Raw genomic sequence first — 17,313 nt, 5'->3', positions numbered from 1 at the left:
TTTTGATGAGGTGATAGCGCTTAAACGTATTCTTCAATACACATCATCATTAGACGATCTGTGATGTTTTTCATTCCTTGTTCATTTTTTGAAATAGCGGGTAATTTCATGAAAATTTAAAAAAGATGCCCGCTCATATAAATCATTTTATATCAGGCCATGTTCTTCACATTTCTTGCACTCTAATCGTACGCCTAATTTTTCTGTACGCCCTTGCTCAGTCATCACCCAAGGGCGGTTTTGCCAAGGTGGATTATGCCGAACATGTTGCCCGTGTCCGCAGGCAAGGTCAGCGACCCAATGGTTTTCATCATCTAAATGAAACCCAATTATGGCTTGTTGCATAAAGAAGCCTCATTCAAGTTAAGAGAACCGGTAAAGCTTTAGCGAAATTCAGAAAAACAAAAAGAATAATCTCCGTTATACTCCCAAACAGATCATTTTTAAAAGAGCGAAAATATGCGCGTACTTGTTGTGATGGATCCCATCGAAAGTGTCAATCTAAAAAAAGATAGCTCTATGGCAATGCTGTGGGCTGCATCTCGTCGCGGTCATGAATTGGGTTATGCATTACAGCAAGATTTATATATAGACCAAGGCAAAGCTTTTGGTCTGATTTCACCGCTCAAAGTTTTTGAAGACTCGAACCATTACTATGAGCTGGGCGAAAAAAATAAAGAATCAATCGCCAGTTATGACGTGGTATTGATGCGAAAAGACCCACCATTTGATATGAATTTCGTTTACACCACCTATATTTTGGAACAGGCAGAACGTGAAGGCGCATGGATTATTAACAAACCGCAAAGCCTGCGCGATTGCAACGAAAAATTATTTGCGACACAGTTTCCAGAGCTACAAGTGCCGACTTTAGTGACCTCACAAGACAGTTTGATTCGTGAATTTCTGAAAGAGCAAGTGGATGTGATTGTCAAACCATTGGATGGGATGGGCGGTACAGGCATTTTCCGCCTCTATCAAGATGGTATCAACATCGGCTCTACGATTGAAATGCTGACCAATAATGGGACGCAACCGATTATGGCACAGCGCTATATTCCAGAAATTGTTGAAGGTGACAAACGCATTTTAATGATCAATGGCGAACCTGTTCCCTATTGTCTTGCACGTATTCCACAAAATGGCGAAGTCCGTGGTAACTTGGCGGCCGGTGGCTTGGGTGAAGCCCGTCCTCTGACTGAAAATGATAAAGCCATTGCAGCCAAAGTGGGCCCATTCCTACGTGAAAAAGGTTTGGTTTTTGTGGGGTTAGATGTCATTGGTCATTATGTGACTGAAATTAATGTGACTAGCCCAACGTGTATACGGGAAATTGATGCACAATTTGGCACATCAATTGCCGATGATTTATTTGATGTGCTGGAAGCCGGTTATCAAGCCTAATAGGTAACAGATAAAAAAAGGGCTGAATCAGCTCTTTTTTATCATTTGAAAAAACTCAGCCAGTGAGCAAAAAAAATAAATTTTCTGGTTTTAAGGTTTCAAAATGTATAAATTTTGACAATTTAGCCCGATTCATAATAAAACTAGTTTAAACTCCAGTTTCTGCAGAAAAAAACAATGATGCGACCAGTGAAAAAAAGTAATTAAACTTTCACGGCAATGCGTTTGTGATTACAATTGTCTGCTTATAAAAGAAGTTTCACTAGCCTTATTTAAATTGAAGAATTAGACCGTGACTGATGCACAGCAAAAACAGCCTAAACGTGTAATGATGATGGCCGCAGGTACGGGTGGACATGTTTTCCCAGCGTTGGCCGTAGCAAAAGAATTACAGCAAAAAGGAATTGAAGTGTCTTGGTTGGCAACACCGACAGGCATGGAAAATCGTTTGCTTAAAAACCATAATATTCCAATTTATCAAATCGATATTCAAGGTGTACGTGGTAACGGTATTTTACGCAAAGTATTGGCGCCATTTAAAATTTTGAAAGCCACTCTTAGCGCTATGCGCTATATGAAACAATTGAAAGTTGAGGCTGTAGTCGGGTTTGGCGGTTATGTTGCAGGGCCTGGTGGTTTGGCTGCGCGTACGCTTGGTATTCCTGTCATTATTCATGAACAGAATGCCATTGCTGGTTTTACCAATACCCAATTGTCACGTGTCGCCACAGTGGTTTGTGAGGCATTTCCGCAGACTTTCCCTGCGCAACAAAAAGTAGTTACAACGGGTAACCCTGTACGTAAAGAAATTACTGAAATTTTAAATCCATCTTGGCGTTACCAAGAGCGGGAAAAAGCGGGTCAACCCCTGCGTATTTTAATTGTGGGTGGTTCATTGGGTGCGCGTGCGCTGAATGAATGTGTGCCGGAAGCATTAAAGCAATTGAATGTACCGTTGCATGTGTTTCATCAATGTGGTCAAGACAATACAGAAGCGACGCAAGCACGCTATGCCGATGCTTCGGATGGTCTTCAAGTTGAAGTGTCGCCGTTTATTGATGATATGGCGAAGGCTTATTCAGATGCTGACCTAATTATTTGTCGGGCAGGCGCGTTAACGGTTACAGAAATTGCGACAGCAGGTCTGGCTGCCGTGTTTGTTCCATTACCATCTGCCGTCGATGACCACCAAACGGCCAATGCTAAATTCTTGGCAAATATCAATGCTGCGAAAATTTGTCCGCAAGCGGAAATGACACCAGAAAGTTTATCTACACTGTTGATGCCTCTTATGAACCGCCAGTTATTGCAAGAAATGGCAGTGAAGGCACGTCGACAGGCACAACCAGATGCCACACAGCACGTGGTTCGTTTAATTCAAGAATTGTAAACCGAGTAATCTATGTCTCTTTCAACGCCTGCTGATCAAGCGAAAAAGTTAATTAAAGTGCCTGAAATGCGCCGTATCAAACACATTCATTTTGTGGGGATTGGCGGTGCGGGTATGTGCGGTATTGCGGAAGTCTTAAAGAACCAAGGCTACAAAGTGTCGGGTTCGGACATTAAAGCGTCTAAAACTACCGCTCAGCTTGAAGAAAATGGCATTAAAGTTCATATCGGGCATCGTTCTGAAAATATTCAGGGTGCCAATGTTTTGGTGGTGTCTACTGCTATTGATGCTGAAAATCCCGAAATTAAAACTGCAATTGATACCCGTATTCCAGTGGTACGTCGTGCAGAAATGTTGGGCGAGCTCATGCGTTACCGTCATGGTATTGCTGTGGCAGGAACACATGGTAAAACCACGACCACCAGTTTAATCACGTGCATGTTGGCAGAAGAAAATTTAGATCCAACTTATGTGATTGGGGGGTTGCTGAACCGTACTGGCGTGAATGCCGCTTTAGGTGCGAGTCGCTATATTGTTGCAGAGGCGGATGAGTCTGATGCAACTTTCTTACATTTACAGCCAATGGCTGCCATTGTCACCAATATTGATGCCGACCATATGGATACCTATGGCGGTAGCTTTGATGTTTTAAAAGATACTTTTATACAATTCTTACAAAAACTACCATTTTATGGTTTGGCCGTCGTTTGTGGCGATGATGCGAATATTCGTGAAATTATGCCCCGTATTGGCCGTCCATTACTGACCTATGGTTTTAATGAAGATAACGATATTCGTGCCATTGATGTTAAACAAGATGGTATGCAGTCGCACTTTACGGTATTGCGTAAAGACCGCGAACCATTAAATTTAACCATTAACATGCCAGGTGCACACAATATTTTAAATGCTTTGGCTGCTATTGGTATTGCAACAGATGAAGGCGTTTCAGATGCCGCTATTGCACGTGCATTAGAAGGTTTTAGTGGTGTCGGTCGTCGTTTTCAGGTGCAGGGTCAATATGCGCTGGAACATGGTGATGTGAAGTTGGTCGACGATTATGGTCACCATCCCAAAGAAGTGGAAGCAACCATTAAAGCGGCTCGAGCAAGTCATCCAGATCGTCGCCTTGTGATGATGTTCCAACCTCACCGTTTTAGTCGTACCCGTGACTGTTTTGACGATTTTGTTGACGTATTGTCACAAGTCGATCAATTGCTCTTGTTGGAAGTTTATTCTGCGGGAGAGAAACCCATTGTTGGTGCAGACAGTCGTGCTTTAGCGCGTAGTATTCGATTGCGTGGCGAAGTTGAACCGATTTTGATTGATCCTGTAGAAGGCAATCTTCAGAACGTCATGAAAAAAGTGTTACAGCCGGGTGACTTGTTATTAACACAAGGCGCAGGTAATGTGGGTGCTATCTCTACTGAGCTTGCTCAGAACAACTTATATTTAAAATAAGCATCATTTTTGATGTGAAATTAGATTGATCGACCAGTTTTAAAGTTTAAGGATATAAACGTGTCAAATGCTTCAAAGTTCGGCAAAGTTGCCGTGTTGCTTGGTGGTAAATCTGCTGAGCGAGAGGTTTCTCTAGATAGCGGTAAAGCGGTACTTGAAGCATTAGTCCGCTCAGGGGTAAATGCAGAAGGATTTGACCCGCAGGAACGCAGTGTAACGGAACTGGTTGGTTATGATCGTGCATTCATTGTTTTGCATGGTCGTGGTGGAGAGGATGGCCAAATTCAAGGCGCTTTAGAATGGCTGAATATTCCCTACACAGGGACAGGCGTTCAAGGCTCTGCCATTGGTATGGATAAAGTCAAAACCAAGCAAATTTGGCAAGGTTCTGAACTTCCAACTGCGCCATATCGCATTATTGCCAAAGATACGAATTTAGATGAAGTGATTGCCAGTCTTGGTCTGCCTTTGATTATTAAACCTGTCCATGAAGGCTCAAGTGTCGGCATGAGTAAGGTTGAAAAAGCCGAAGATTTGGCAGGTGCTGTTGAAAAAGCAACTTTGCATGATGCTGTGGTGATGGCTGAACAGTGGATTACAGGTCGTGAATATACTATTTCATTTTTGAATGGTCAGCCTTTACCTGTGATTCGTTTACAACCACCTGCAGATGTCGCATTTTATGACTATGAAGCCAAATACAATCGGAATGATGTGGAATACGGCATTCCTTCTGGTTTAGCGACAGACGTTGAAAAACAACTGCAAGAGTTGTGTTTGCGTGCTTTTCAGGCAGTGGGCGCTAGCGGTTGGGGACGTATTGATGCCATGCAAGATGAGCAGGGGAATTTCTGGTTGCTGGAAGTAAATACAGTGCCAGGCATGACCAGTCATTCTTTGGTGCCTAAAGCTGCCAATGCAGTGGGGTATAGTTTTGATGATCTGTGTCTAGCAATTTTAGAACAGACTCTAAATGGTGTGGCTCACTAAGATATGGCTCAACTCCCTGCCTCTATGCGGCGTAAGCGAGCTGCAGTGACTTCAATCCATGACAAGCTTCCGACACGAAAGGAGAAGCTTGCAAATGCGGGTGGCTGGCTTTTGCTACTGGTTGCTGTCATTGTTTTGGCAGTGGGGTTGTTTGGCCTTTATCGGGTGATGACGGATGCACAAATTGCGACTTTGGATGTGGTGGGCACTCGTTCAGATGCAGAGCGCAGACAAGTATCGACGCATGTCGCACCGACAGTGACAGCAAATTATTTCACCTCAGATTTAAAAACCATACGTGATCGTGCTCTAGAAATGTCTTGGGTTGATCGCGTGGTTGTATCTCGTGCTTGGCCAAATGCCATTCGTGTGCGCGTGATGCCTCGTAATGCAATTGCACGTTGGGGAACAGGGCGATTGCTAAGTGATAGCGGCGATGTGTTCACAGAAGTGACACCTCGGAATTATCAAAATTTACCGCTACTGCATGGGCCTGTCAGTCATTCTAAAATGATGATGCGCCGATACAACGAAATTAATCAGTTATTCCTTCCAGTTGGCGTTCGATTAAAAGAATTATATTTAACAGAGCGCATGACTTGGTTTATGCAGTTTGACTCAGGTCTACGAATTATTGTCGATCAAGATCAAACCATGAGTAAACTTCAACGCTTGAGTCATCTGGCAAATAGCGATTTAAAACCAGTATGGTCTAATATTTCAGCAATAGATTTGCGCTATCGAAATGGTTTGGCAATTCAATGGAAAAATTCCACAGCACCTAAAATAGTAAATGGTCATTTTGTTGTAACGATTAATGACACAAGCATTGCAGATGGAAGCACTGTAAAGCCATAATGTTTGGCTATACACCTAGAGGCTTCGAGCCATAAATTAAACGAACAGTGAATGGTAGTAGTAAATAATGAATGAAGCTGTTCCCTCGGTTGTTGCGATTGACATTGGGACACATAAAGTTTCAGTTTTGATTGGTAAGGTACATGCGCCAGATAATATCCAAGTAATCGGCATGGCTACCGCTCGTAATCGAGGCATGAATAAAGGGAAAATTGTCAGTCTCGATAAGGTGATTACTGCCATTAAAAATGCAGTACAGGAAGCTGAAGATATGGCTGAGTGCCGTGTGCATTCCGCCTGGATTTCGATTCCAAGCGCAGAATTAAAAAGCTTTTATGCTTCTGGTCGCACGCCTGTAGAAAATACAGAGCATACTATTACAACCAATGAAGTGGTGCGTGCATTAGAGCTGGCAAAAGCCAGTCATTTAACTTCTGACCATTATTTAGTCAGTGCTGTGCCCCTTGGTTTTGAATTGGATGATGCACCAGAGTGGGTGTTAAATCCTATTCGTATGTCTGCGCAGAGTATGACGGGGCATTATCATTTAATGATGTTACCGATTAGCACCATGCAAAATATTGACCGTGCATTAAAAGGCGCCAATATTGGTGTTGAACGGATGGTCATCTCAAGTTTGGCAACAGCTGAAGCCAGTCTGCTGAAAGATGAACGTGAATATGGTGTATGTTTGGTCGATATTGGTGCTGGTACAACCAATGTTGCGGTATATTTAGATGGTCGTTTAGCCATGACACATACCTTGCAACGCGGTGGTGAGCATGTTACTCGTGATATTGCCGCAGTTTTGCAAACGACCACTGAAGAAGCTGAACGAATTAAATTATTATATGGTTGTGTCGATTTAAAAGTTGTAAAACCTGATCATATGATTCAGTTTCAAGGGATTGATGGTCCACAAACCATGAGTCGGATTGAGCTCACTGAAATTATTATTGCGCGTTATGACGAAATATTTGGCATGGTGCGTGAAGTGCTTGAACGTAATGGTGCAATTCATGGTCTGTATCATGGTGTGGTTTTAACTGGCGATGCTTGCCAGATTGAAGGCATGGTGAGCTTTGCTCGGAAGACTTTAGGTGTTTCTGCACATTTGGGTAATCCACCAGTAGAAGTTTTTGCAGAAGAACAAAATCAGGCAGCATTACGTCGTTCGCAATATGCGACAGCTGCAGGTTTGCTGATGTTTAGTCAGGGCGATACGCAAGACACCATTGTCGAACAGGATGATCCAGAGCGATTGTCGTTGGTGCAACGTGTTAAGCGCGCATGGTCTGGCTTTAATGAGACACTAAAATCCATCTTTTAAGTGGAATTTTTTGGGAATATTGTTGGGAAGTTGTACGGAATTTTGCTTGGACTTGACAAGCTCGGGCTTGGACAGCATTCTAAAAAACAATTTTATTAAGATCAAGGCAGTATACGGGCTGAAGTGACTGCCGATTAGGATTAGGAATTTTACAGGCATGGCCTCATTTGAATTTTTAGAAGATGATCAGAGCGATAGCATCGGTCAAGCCCGTTTCACTGTATTCGGTGTAGGCGGCGCAGGTGGTAATGCTGTACAGCATATGCTCGAGTCAGATATTCAAGGCGTAAAATTTGTTTGTGCAAATACAGACAAACAAGCCTTAGACCGCATGAATGCACAGTTTAAAATCCAGTTGGGTGAGCAAGGTACCCGTGGCTTAGGTGCAGGTGCCAATCCTCAAGTAGGACAATCGGCTGCCGAAGAAAGTCGCGAACTGATTCGCCAACATCTTGAAGGTACAGACATGGTGTTTGTCACTGCAGGTATGGGTGGCGGTACGGGTACGGGTGCAGCACCTGTGGTTGCTGAAATTGCCAAAGAAATGGGTATTTTAACGGTTGGCGTGGTGACTACACCTTTTAATTTTGAAGGCAAGCGTCGCCAGCAATCTGCAGAAAAAGGCATTGAAGCTTTAGAAGCGCATGTGGACTCGTTAATTATTATTCCGAACCAACGTTTGCTGAAAGTATTCCGCGATATTTCAATGAAAGATGCGTATAAAAAAGCAGACGATGTTTTATTGAATGCTGTACGCAGTATCTTTGATTTAGTGGTTCGCCCAGGTCATATTAACCTTGACTTTGCGGACTTAAAAACCGCAATGAGCACACGTGGTTATGCCATGATGGGTGCGGGGTCTGGTCGTGGTGAAAACCGTGCGCGTCAGGCAGCTGAACAGGCCATTCGCAGTCCATTGCTTGATAACGTCACCATTATGAATGCCAAGGGGATTCTAATTAACGTAACAGGTGGTGATGACGTAACTTTCGGTGAAATTGAAGAAATTACCGATGTTGTGAATCAAATTGTTGATCTAGATGAAGGCCAAGTTTTCTACGGTACAGTGTTCGATCCAGATGCACGAGATGAAATTAGCGTGACCGTGATTGCAACAGGCTTAACGCGTAATTCTGCAGACTCTGTAGAACCAGTGAAACGCCCAACTGCGCAGACGATTCGTCAGCAAAGTACACCAACAACTGTCGATGAAGATGATGTTCCTGCAATTCAACGTCAGCAGGCTGATGGTACAACAGGGATGCCAGCGCCGACAACAGCGTCTGTTTCAAATTCTCGTCCTACGCCAATGAGTATTCAAGATTATTTGAAAAACCAGCAACGTAAATAATCAAAATCTTTTGATTTTCAAATAAATAATATAAAAAGGTGACAGCAATGTCGCCTTTTTTGTTTTTTATCAATAGCTAAATATGCTAACGTATAATGGTTTTATATACTGATGAACGAAAGCATGTTGAAACAGCGTACCCTACAACGTATCGTGAAAGCGAGCGGAATTGGTCTTCATAGTGGGCAAAAAGTCATGATTAACTTTGTGCCGCATCATGCAGATGGGGGGATTGTGTTTCGTCGTATTGACTTGGATCCACACGTGGATATTCCTGCGGATGCGATGCTGATTCAAGAAGCTTTTATGTGTTCCAATCTGGTGCAAGAAAATGCCAAGGTGGGAACTATTGAGCACATTATGAGTGCGATTGCAGGTTTAGGAATCGATAATTTAATTATTGAAGTATCCGCCTCAGAAGTTCCCATTATGGACGGCAGTGCTGGGCCATTTATTTATTTATTGATGCAAGGCGGTCTTGCTGAGCAAAATGCTCCGAAAAAATTCATTAAGATTTTAAAACCAGTTGAAGCTTTAATTGATGATAAAAAGGCTACATTTAGCCCACATCAAGGCTTTCAGCTCAACTTTACCATTGATTTTGATCATCCTGCATTTAAAAAAGAAGATCAGTCCGCTTCTATTGATTTCTCTACAGAAACTTTTGTTTATGAAGTCAGTGAAGCACGTACTTTTGGCTTTATGAAAGATTTAGATTATTTAAAATCGAATAATTTAGCTTTGGGAGCGAGTTTAGATAATGCGGTTGGATTAGATGATACGGGTGTGGTCAATGAAGAAGGTTTACGTTTTGCCGATGAGTTTGTTCGTCACAAAATATTAGATGCGGTGGGCGACTTATATTTACTGGGTCACCAGATTATTGCCAAATATGATGCATTTAAATCGGGTCATGCCTTAAATAATCAGTTACTACGCAATGTTAAAAGTGATCCAAGTAGCTACGAAATTGTAACATTTGATGACATAGATTCATGTCCAATTTCTTATGTCAGTGTGACATAAGTCATTGTCTTTTGGTTGTTGTGTTATAATATAACAAAATAAAATGATAGATTCGTCACAAAAATAATCAATCTAAAAATTCTGTTGAACCCACAGTTACTTTTTTTTGCTTGCCAAACGCATCATGGCTTGGCTAAGCTTGGGGTCGCTCACAAAGTCAGCAGCATTGCGTAACATATCCTGTGTTTCTGAACTAAGTGATCTAGAAAGCTCTTCAGGAGCCGAAGGTGTTTGATAGGAAACTCTTAAACGAACTTGGATCTTGTTTAGTTCTTTCAATTCATGTAATTGTGAAAGTTGGGCAATGTATTGCTTTTGAAGATAAGCCAGCTGGCTCACCAGCGCTTGATTTTCGCCAGTTAGCATGAGTACACCATTTTGATAACAAACGACTTGCCATTGCTCTGGTTGGGGCAATATAGGTTGAATAAGTTTCGTAAGCTTCTGCCAAGCCACAACTTGTGCAGAGAGAAACGACAAGTTTCCTGTTTTTAAGTGTTTTCTTGTTTGTTGAAAGACGTTCATTGGTTCTGACATACATCATTCCTTCATGTTTATGTTTTAATCTTATGCGCTTCTTTTAGTGAATATCAAGGAAGAGATCACTCAAGGAATTCGATTAAGAACAGTTTTGATGAGGTTTTTTATGCATTTGCGCCGTATTTTATTGGCATTTTCACTTGCTGCTTCAGCAGCATCAGTTGCTTTCGCGGACTTGGTTGAGTTGAATCAGGATGGTTCATCTGACCGTATTGAGCAATTGACCCGCACTTTAGCTCAAGGTGCTTATTCTGAATCCAATGACATGGATATTCCTGCCGAAACGAAATTGAATGTGAAATTGCGTGAGAAGACTGTTGAACTCAACAACGCCTCACTTGCAAAAAAATACGGTTCAGGTAGCACAACTCAATATTCTACATCTTCTGCTAACCCTTATTCTTGGTTAATTACACATCCACTGCCAAATTTGAAGCGTGTGAGCTCAGACTTTGGTGGTCGTACCATGGGTGGCCGTGCCGAAAACCATTCAGGTTTGGATATGTCAGCACCGAGTGGTACGCCTATTTATGCGACAGGTCCTGGTATTGTGACCAAATCGGGTTGGGGTACAGGTTATGGCCAATATGTCGAAATTAATCATGGTAATGGTTATTTAACTCGCTATGCACATGCGTCGCGCTTAATTGCCCGTGTGGGTGACAGCGTTCAGGCGGGCGAGCAAATTGCCAATGTTGGCTGTACAGGTCGTTGCACTGGCCCACATTTACATTATGAAGTGGTGAAAGACGGTCAACGTAAAAATCCATCGACCTATTTAGCAATGTTGCCTTAAGCATCTAAAATATTAAAACCTTGTATTCTGCATAGCCTCATAAAAATATAAAATTGTTTCTTTGAAAAAACCATTGTGAGAGTTTAGCTCTTGCCTTGGTTTTTTACATTTCAGTACTACACCTCTCGCTCTATCATTCTATAGAATAATTTTTGATGAATATTTAAACATTATTCGCTATTTTTGTACTTTTGTGTGGTAAATGGTCAATAGCTATTTATTTACTAAATAATGATCCATTGTCGTATTCATCTGTGACCATAACCGAGCTTGCAGAAAATATGATACATATATAAGTATAAAATTAGGCACATAGGATAGGTGAAACATGGCGTTCTACAGCGATACAGATGCGCAAGAAACCCAAGAATGGCAAGAAGCATTTGATTCAGTTTTACAGCATATGGGAACAGAGCGAGCTGCGTTTTTGCTTGAAAAACTTTATCAGCGCGCAATTGCTAAGCATGTTCCTATTCAGCGTCTAAATACTCCTTACAACAATACAATTTCTGTTGAAGAACAACCTGCAATGCCGGGCGACCCAGATATGGAACGTCGTATTCGTGCGTTGATTCGTTGGAATGCTTTGGCGATGGTGCTTCGTGCCAATAGAACAGGCGATGATTTAGGTGGTCACTTGGCCAGCTTTGCATCTTCTGCAACGTTATATGATGTTGGTTTCAACCATTTCTTCCGTGCCAATAGCGACCACTTTGGTGGCGACATGATCTATTATCAAGGTCACTGTGCACCAGGTATTTATGCGCGTTCATTCCTTGAAGGGCGTTTGACTGAAGAGCATTTAAATAATTTCCGTCGTGAAGTCGGCGGTATTGGTCTTCCAAGTTACCCACATCCGTATTTAATGCCAGACTATTGGCAGTTCCCAACGGTATCTATGGGCCTAGGTCCAATCATGTCAATTTATCAAGCACATATTCAAAAGTATTTGATGAACCGTCGTTTGATTAAAGAAGAAGACCGTAAAGTTTGGGCTTATTTGGGCGATGGTGAGATGGATGAGCCAGAAAGTTTAGGCGCAATTTCACTGGCAGGTCGTGAAAAGCTAGATAACCTGATTTGGGTGGTGAACTGTAACTTACAGCGTCTAGACGGCCCTGTACGTGGTAACGGTAAGATTATTCAAGAACTTGAATCATTATTCCGTGGTGCAGGCTGGCGTGTGATTAAAGTGGTTTGGGGTCGTCATTGGGATCCGCTACTAGATAAAGATGAAACTGGCGCGTTACAAGCGATTATGGAAGAAGCCGTTGATGGCGATTTCCAACGTTATCAAGTGAAAGGTGGCGCATATACACGTGAGAAGTTCTTTGGTAAGTATCCTGAAGCTGCGGAACTGATAAAAGATTTAAGCGATGAAGATATTGATAATCTAAACCGTGGTGGTCATGACCCATACAAAGTTTTTGCAGCTTATGCGGCAGCAAGCACAGCCAATGGTCAGCCTACGGTAATTCTTGCGAAAACAGTTAAAGGTTATGGTTTATCTGAAGAAATTGAAGCGGTGAACAAAACGCATCAAATTAAAAAGATGCAGATTGAATCATTAAAATATGTGCGTGATCGTTTCAACTTGCCATTTAACGATGAGCAATTAGAAGAAGTACCTTTCTATCGTCCAAGCGAAAACTCGCCTGAAATGAAATACATGAAAGCACGCCGTGAAGCGCTGGGTGGTTACTTACCTGCACGTCGTAAAGAAAGTGAACAACTGGCTATTCCTGAGTTGTCTGTATTTGATGCCGTGTTGAAAGGCAGTGGCGGTAAAGAGCAATCTACGACTATGGTAATGGTGCGCTTAATTTCAGCATTGTTGAAAGAAAAAGCCATTAAAGACCGCGTTGTGCCGATTGTTCCTGATGAAGCACGTACTTTCGGTTTAGAAGGGATGTTCCGTCAGTTGGGTATTTATGCTGCGCATGGTCAAAAATATACCCCTGAAGACCAAGAACAATTGATGCATTACCGTGAAGCAAAAGACGGTCACATGTTACAAGAAGGGATTAACGAAGCTGGTGCGATGAGTGCATGGGCAGCGTTGGCAACCAGTTATTCAACCAATAACTTGCCAATGATTCCAATGTACATGTACTACTCGATGTTTGGTTTCCAACGTATTGGTGACATTGCATGGGCAGCAGGCGATGCACAGGCGCAAGGTTTCTTGTTAGGCGCAACCGCAGGTCGTACTACGCTCAATGGTGAAGGTTTACAACATCAAGACGGTCACTCGCACATTCTTGCCAACACCATTCCAAACTGTATTTCGTATGACCCATGTTTTGGTTATGAACTCGCGGTGATTGTACATGACGGTTTACAACGTATGTATGTTAATCAAGAGCGTGTGTTCTACTACTTAACCGTGATGAACGAAAACTACGAGCATCCTGAAATGCCACAAGGCGCTGAGGAAGGTATTAAACGTGGGATGTACTTGCTACAAGAAGATGAAAAAGCCACTGTTCAGTTGATGGGTTCAGGTGTGATTCTTCGTGAAGTCATTAAAGCAGGACAAATTTTACGTGATGAATATCAAATTCATTCTAACGTTTGGAGTGTGACCAGCTTCAATGAGTTGGCACGTGATGGTATGGCGTGTGAAGAATATAACCGCTTACATCCACTGACAGAAAATGCCAAGCAATCATGGGTTGCACAGCAACTTATTGGTAAAGAAGGTATTGTTGTTTCGGCAACAGACCATATGCGTGCTTATAGCGAACAGATTCGTGGTTACCTTCCAGACAATCGCCCATTTGTTGCACTTGGTACAGACGGTTATGGTCGTTCAGATACTCGTGGTAATTTACGTAGCTACTTTGGTGTCGATGCCGCGCACATTGTGGTTGCGACCTTGAAAAAATTAGCAGATGAAGGCGAAGTCGATGCACGTTTGGTGAAAGATGCCATCTCTAGCTTCGAGTTGGATACAGACCGTCCAGTGGCTTGGTTGCCACAAACGCATCCAGAACTTCATCCAGTTGCTGACTACAAAGAGGAGAACTAATCATGCAAATTACGACTCCAGATATTGGTGTAGATAAAGCAACAGTGGCTGAAATTTTAGTCAAAGTTGGCGATACCATTGCGGTAGATGACAGTATTGTATTGCTCGAGTCCGATAAAGCCTCTGTTGAAGTGCCTAGCACTTCGGCAGGCGTGGTTAAAAGTATTTTAGTTAATTTGGGTGAAGATGTTGCCGAAGGTGCGGTTTTAATCGAACTTGAAGCAGAAGGTCAAACTGAAGCACCAGCTGTGGTTGCAACACCTAAAGTGGAAGAGAAATCTGCCCCTGTTGCAACAAAAGTAGAGGTAGCACAAGCTACTCCTGTAACGGCTTCACAAGTGGTCGATGTACAAGTGCCAGACATTGGTGTTGAAAAAGCGATCGTTGCTGAAATTTTAGTGAATGTTGGCGATGTGGTCGCGGTCGATGACAGTTTGGTCTTGCTTGAGTCGGACAAAGCATCTGTTGAAGTGCCTAGTCCTGTGGCTGGAACTATTGAAGCGATTGAAATTCAGGCCGGTGATAGCGTTAAAGAAGGTGTGGTGATTCTGAAAGTCAAAACTGCAACTACAGCACCAGTCGTAGAAGCACCCAAAGCTGGGGCCGTATCTGCATCAGCACCAGTAAAAACTGAAATTGCTCCTCAAGCGACTGTTGCTGTACAAACCGGTGTAATTGAGATTGCTGTGCCTGATTTGGGTGTAGACAAAGCCACGGTTGCAGAAATTTTAGTACAAGTGGGCGACACGGTTGAAAAAGACCAAAGTATTGTGGTTGTTGAGTCAGATAAAGCGACTGTAGAAGTACCAAGCACAGCAGCAGGCGTGATTAAAGCCATTCATGTTCAGCTTGGACAAAGCGTTAGCGAAGGCATTGCTTTAGTAACTATTGAAGGTCAATCATCTGCACCAGTTGTGGCTCCTGTCCCAACAGAAGCACCGAAAGCCAGTGTGAAGGCGCAACCTGCACCGATGGCATCTGCAAGTAAAGCAATTGAAGTTGTTGCTTCACAGGGCGCGGATAAGCTGACCAAAGCGCAAAATGATGCAAATGCGAAGGTCTATGCAGGCCCAGCTGTCCGTAAATTGGCGCGAGAATTGGGCGTGGTACTGTCTGAAGTAAGCGCTTCTGGCCCACATGAACGTCTGATGAAAGAAGACTTGGTTGCTTATGTAAAAATGCGTTTGACCGCGCCTCAGGTTGCTCCAGTCGCTCAAGCTGTTGCTCAGGTTTCTGGTTTGCCAAAACTGCCTGATTTCAGCGCATTTGGTGGCGTAGAAGAGAAAGTGCTGACACGTTTACAGCAAGTGTCAATTCCACAATTATCTTTAAATAACTTTATTCCACAAGTGACCCAGTTTGATGTGGCAGATATTTCTGAGCTTGAAGCATGGCGTAATGATCTTAAAGGCAACTTTAAGAAAGAGGGCATTAGCCTGACCATTATGGCATTCATTATTAAAGCGGTGGCGCATCTACTGAAAGAAGAACGTGATTTTTCAGGGCACTTGGCCGATGACGGTAAGTCAGTCTTGTTACGGAATGAAATTCATATGGGCATTGCAGTGGCAACCCCAGATGGCTTGACCGTACCGGTATTACGTCACCCTGACCAAAAATCAATTAAGCAAATTGCAGTTGAGCTGGGTGTACTGGGTCAAAAAGCCCGTGACAAAAAACTGTCTCCGAAAGATCTTCAAGGCGCAAACTTTACCATTACGAGTTTGGGTTCTATTGGTGGTACAGCGTTTACTCCATTGGTCAACTGGCCTCAAGTGGCAATTTTGGGTATTTCACCAGCAACCATGCAACCGGTTTGGAATGGCGAAGGTTTTGATCCGAAACTGATGCTTCCATTGTCATTGTCTTATGACCACCGTGTGATTAACGGGGCAGATGCTGCGCGTTTTACCAATAAATTAACCAAATTGTTGAAAGATATTCGTTCATTATTAATCTAATGGCATCGCATTATCTTTGACTATGAAATAAACCCTGCTTTGGCAGGGTTTATTGTTTTATGGGGGCTACTGAGACCAATATTGATTTCAATAGAATGTTGTGCGGTCTTTTCTTTGCAGAACACGACGAATAAAGTTTTTCAGGTTTCGCTATTCAAAATACTGTTTGTTATATCTTTTTTAGCTTAGTTCAAGGTGTTTGCTTTATTTTCATAATGCCCTTAAAATGACTACACTTCATTGGGGAGTAGCCGCTGTTTACGCACAGTAAACAGGTGATGGTCAACATATTTGCTCAACAGAGCATGGTCATCATAGCAAAAAACCAAGTGAGCTTTTCTTAAAAAGTTTTCTTTTGTTGGCAAGACCTTTGATTTACCACTCTGCAGATTTGGCTAGCAGGAGCGGTGAGTCATTGGTATTTATTTGCTAGCCAGAGAAACACATCATGCTTTCAGCTTTTCTGATTTCTTTAGCAGTTGTTGCCTTATCTGAAATGGGCGATAAAACTCAGCTTCTTGCATTACTTCTGGCGGCTAAATTTCGTAAGCCTGTTCCTATTTTAATTGCTATCTTCCTTGCCACACTGGTCAATCACGGTGTATCTGCTGTATTGGGTCAGTGGATTACTACGGTACTGAGTCCAATTGTACTGTTATGGATTGTTTCTTTGGGCTTTATTGCAATGGCTGTCTGGATGCTCATTCCCGATGAGTTGGGCGATGAGTCTGAAAGTATCAATAAATGGCAAAAATATGGGGTCTTTAGTGCAACCTTTGTTTTATTCTTTTTGGCCGAAATTGGTGATAAAACCCAAATTGCGACAGTGGCATTGGCTGCGCGTTTTGACAGTATTGGCTGGGTAACTTTGGGTACAACTTTGGGTATTATGCTGGTTAATGCCCCTGCGGTGTTTATTGGTAATAAATTGGCAGAAAAACTCCCTATTTCCCTCATTCATAAAATTGGTGCACTGGTCTTTTTAGTGATTGGCTTAGCGGCATTGGCACAACATTATTTATTCTAAAATAAAAACAGAATTTTGACTAAAACCTGAGTATTTTGCTCAGGTTTTTTTATGTCAATTGTTTTACAATTAATTGATATTTCTAATGATATTTGTCTTAAATTCATTGTAAGTTTGTGTAAATCCATATATGTTGTAGGGTAATAAA

14 protein-coding genes and 1 riboswitch are annotated in these 17,313 nt (G+C 42.4%); of the genes, 12 read left to right on the top strand and 2 right to left on the bottom strand.

What is annotated here, in order from left to right:
- Positions 1-147: 147 nt before the first annotated feature.
- The gene (locus tag BBP83_RS02800; RefSeq protein ID WP_068885872.1) at positions 148-345 is read right to left on the bottom strand and encodes a DUF3565 domain-containing protein; all 198 of its coding nucleotides are present in this window, start codon (positions 343-345) and stop codon (positions 148-150) included.
- 114 nt (positions 346-459) lie between these two features.
- On the opposite strand from BBP83_RS02800, the gene gshB reads away from it, so the two are divergent.
- From gshB to lpxC, 8 genes are all read left to right on the top strand, one after another.
- A complete protein-coding gene (gene gshB / locus BBP83_RS02795; RefSeq protein WP_068885871.1) occupies positions 460-1,404 on the top strand; it encodes a glutathione synthase in 945 nt (314 codons plus the stop codon).
- Between the two features lie 292 nt (positions 1,405-1,696).
- Entirely contained in the window at positions 1,697-2,794 is a 1,098-nt protein-coding gene (gene murG / locus BBP83_RS02790) for an undecaprenyldiphospho-muramoylpentapeptide beta-N-acetylglucosaminyltransferase (RefSeq protein WP_068885870.1), read from the top strand.
- 12 nt (positions 2,795-2,806) lie between these two features.
- The gene (gene murC / locus BBP83_RS02785; protein ID WP_068885869.1) at positions 2,807-4,255 is read left to right on the top strand and encodes a UDP-N-acetylmuramate--L-alanine ligase; all 1,449 of its coding nucleotides are present in this window, start codon (positions 2,807-2,809) and stop codon (positions 4,253-4,255) included.
- 60 nt (positions 4,256-4,315) lie between these two features.
- Complete coding sequence (locus BBP83_RS02780; RefSeq protein WP_068885868.1) at positions 4,316-5,245, top strand: D-alanine--D-alanine ligase; 930 nt, start codon at positions 4,316-4,318, stop codon at positions 5,243-5,245.
- A gap of 3 nt (positions 5,246-5,248) precedes the next feature.
- Positions 5,249-6,103: a cell division protein FtsQ/DivIB gene (locus tag BBP83_RS02775; protein ID WP_068885867.1), complete on the top strand. Its 855-nt coding sequence runs from the start codon at positions 5,249-5,251 to the stop codon at positions 6,101-6,103.
- 67 nt (positions 6,104-6,170) lie between these two features.
- Complete coding sequence (gene ftsA / locus BBP83_RS02770) at positions 6,171-7,433, top strand: cell division protein FtsA (protein ID WP_068885866.1); 1,263 nt, start codon at positions 6,171-6,173, stop codon at positions 7,431-7,433.
- A 157-nt stretch (positions 7,434-7,590) separates the two neighbouring features.
- Positions 7,591-8,784 carry a cell division protein FtsZ gene (gene ftsZ, locus BBP83_RS02765; protein ID WP_068885865.1) on the top strand — a complete coding sequence of 398 codons (1,194 nt, stop codon included), beginning with the start codon at positions 7,591-7,593 and terminating at the stop codon, positions 8,782-8,784.
- A gap of 123 nt (positions 8,785-8,907) precedes the next feature.
- Complete coding sequence (gene lpxC / locus BBP83_RS02760; protein WP_068885964.1) at positions 8,908-9,810, top strand: UDP-3-O-acyl-N-acetylglucosamine deacetylase; 903 nt, start codon at positions 8,908-8,910, stop codon at positions 9,808-9,810.
- A gap of 96 nt (positions 9,811-9,906) precedes the next feature.
- On the opposite strand, the gene BBP83_RS02755 is transcribed toward lpxC, so the two are convergent.
- Positions 9,907-10,347 (bottom strand): DciA family protein, encoded by a 441-nt coding sequence (locus tag BBP83_RS02755; RefSeq protein WP_068885864.1) that lies wholly within the window; start codon positions 10,345-10,347, stop codon positions 9,907-9,909.
- Positions 10,348-10,456: 109 nt separating this feature from the next.
- Between BBP83_RS02755 and BBP83_RS02750 the strand changes: the two genes are divergently transcribed.
- The 4 genes from BBP83_RS02750 (at position 10,457) to BBP83_RS02735 (ending at position 17,165) form a co-directional block, all read left to right on the top strand.
- On the top strand, positions 10,457-11,146 hold the full coding sequence (locus BBP83_RS02750; protein WP_068885863.1) for a M23 family metallopeptidase: 690 nt from the start codon (positions 10,457-10,459) through the stop codon (positions 11,144-11,146).
- 328 nt (positions 11,147-11,474) lie between these two features.
- A complete protein-coding gene (aceE, locus tag BBP83_RS02745; RefSeq protein WP_068885862.1) occupies positions 11,475-14,177 on the top strand; it encodes a pyruvate dehydrogenase (acetyl-transferring), homodimeric type in 2,703 nt (900 codons plus the stop codon).
- A 2-nt stretch (positions 14,178-14,179) separates the two neighbouring features.
- Positions 14,180-16,138, top strand: a complete 1,959-nt coding sequence (locus tag BBP83_RS02740; protein WP_068885861.1) for a 2-oxo acid dehydrogenase subunit E2 — start codon at positions 14,180-14,182, stop codon at positions 16,136-16,138.
- A 230-nt stretch (positions 16,139-16,368) separates the two neighbouring features.
- A riboswitch (yybP-ykoY riboswitch) is annotated at positions 16,369-16,535 on the top strand.
- A gap of 51 nt (positions 16,536-16,586) precedes the next feature.
- The gene (locus tag BBP83_RS02735) at positions 16,587-17,165 is read left to right on the top strand and encodes a TMEM165/GDT1 family protein (RefSeq protein ID WP_068885860.1); all 579 of its coding nucleotides are present in this window, start codon (positions 16,587-16,589) and stop codon (positions 17,163-17,165) included.
- Positions 17,166-17,313: the final 148 nt, after the last annotated feature.

Source organism: Acinetobacter celticus (assembly GCF_001707755.1).
GTDB lineage: Bacteria > Pseudomonadota > Gammaproteobacteria > Pseudomonadales > Moraxellaceae > Acinetobacter > Acinetobacter celticus.
This window is presented reverse-complemented; position numbering and strand designations above follow the sequence as displayed.

Excerpts from the sequence above, each read along its gene's own strand:
- BBP83_RS02755 (WP_068885864.1), bottom strand. The coding sequence starts at position 10,347 with ATGTCAGAACCAATGAACGTCTTTCAACAAACAAGAAAACACTTAAAA.
- gshB (WP_068885871.1), top strand. The coding sequence starts at position 460 with ATGCGCGTACTTGTTGTGATGGATCCCATCGAAAGTGTCAATCTAAAA.
- ftsA (WP_068885866.1), top strand. The coding sequence starts at position 6,171 with ATGAATGAAGCTGTTCCCTCGGTTGTTGCGATTGACATTGGGACACAT.
- BBP83_RS02750 (WP_068885863.1), top strand. The coding sequence starts at position 10,457 with ATGCATTTGCGCCGTATTTTATTGGCATTTTCACTTGCTGCTTCAGCA.
- ftsZ (WP_068885865.1), top strand. The coding sequence starts at position 7,591 with ATGGCCTCATTTGAATTTTTAGAAGATGATCAGAGCGATAGCATCGGT.
- murC (WP_068885869.1), top strand. The coding sequence starts at position 2,807 with ATGTCTCTTTCAACGCCTGCTGATCAAGCGAAAAAGTTAATTAAAGTG.
- BBP83_RS02740 (WP_068885861.1), top strand. The coding sequence starts at position 14,180 with ATGCAAATTACGACTCCAGATATTGGTGTAGATAAAGCAACAGTGGCT.
- BBP83_RS02800 (WP_068885872.1), bottom strand. The coding sequence starts at position 345 with ATGCAACAAGCCATAATTGGGTTTCATTTAGATGATGAAAACCATTGG.
- lpxC (WP_068885964.1), top strand. The coding sequence starts at position 8,908 with ATGTTGAAACAGCGTACCCTACAACGTATCGTGAAAGCGAGCGGAATT.
- aceE (WP_068885862.1), top strand. The coding sequence starts at position 11,475 with ATGGCGTTCTACAGCGATACAGATGCGCAAGAAACCCAAGAATGGCAA.
- BBP83_RS02775 (WP_068885867.1), top strand. The coding sequence starts at position 5,249 with ATGGCTCAACTCCCTGCCTCTATGCGGCGTAAGCGAGCTGCAGTGACT.
- BBP83_RS02735 (WP_068885860.1), top strand. The coding sequence starts at position 16,587 with ATGCTTTCAGCTTTTCTGATTTCTTTAGCAGTTGTTGCCTTATCTGAA.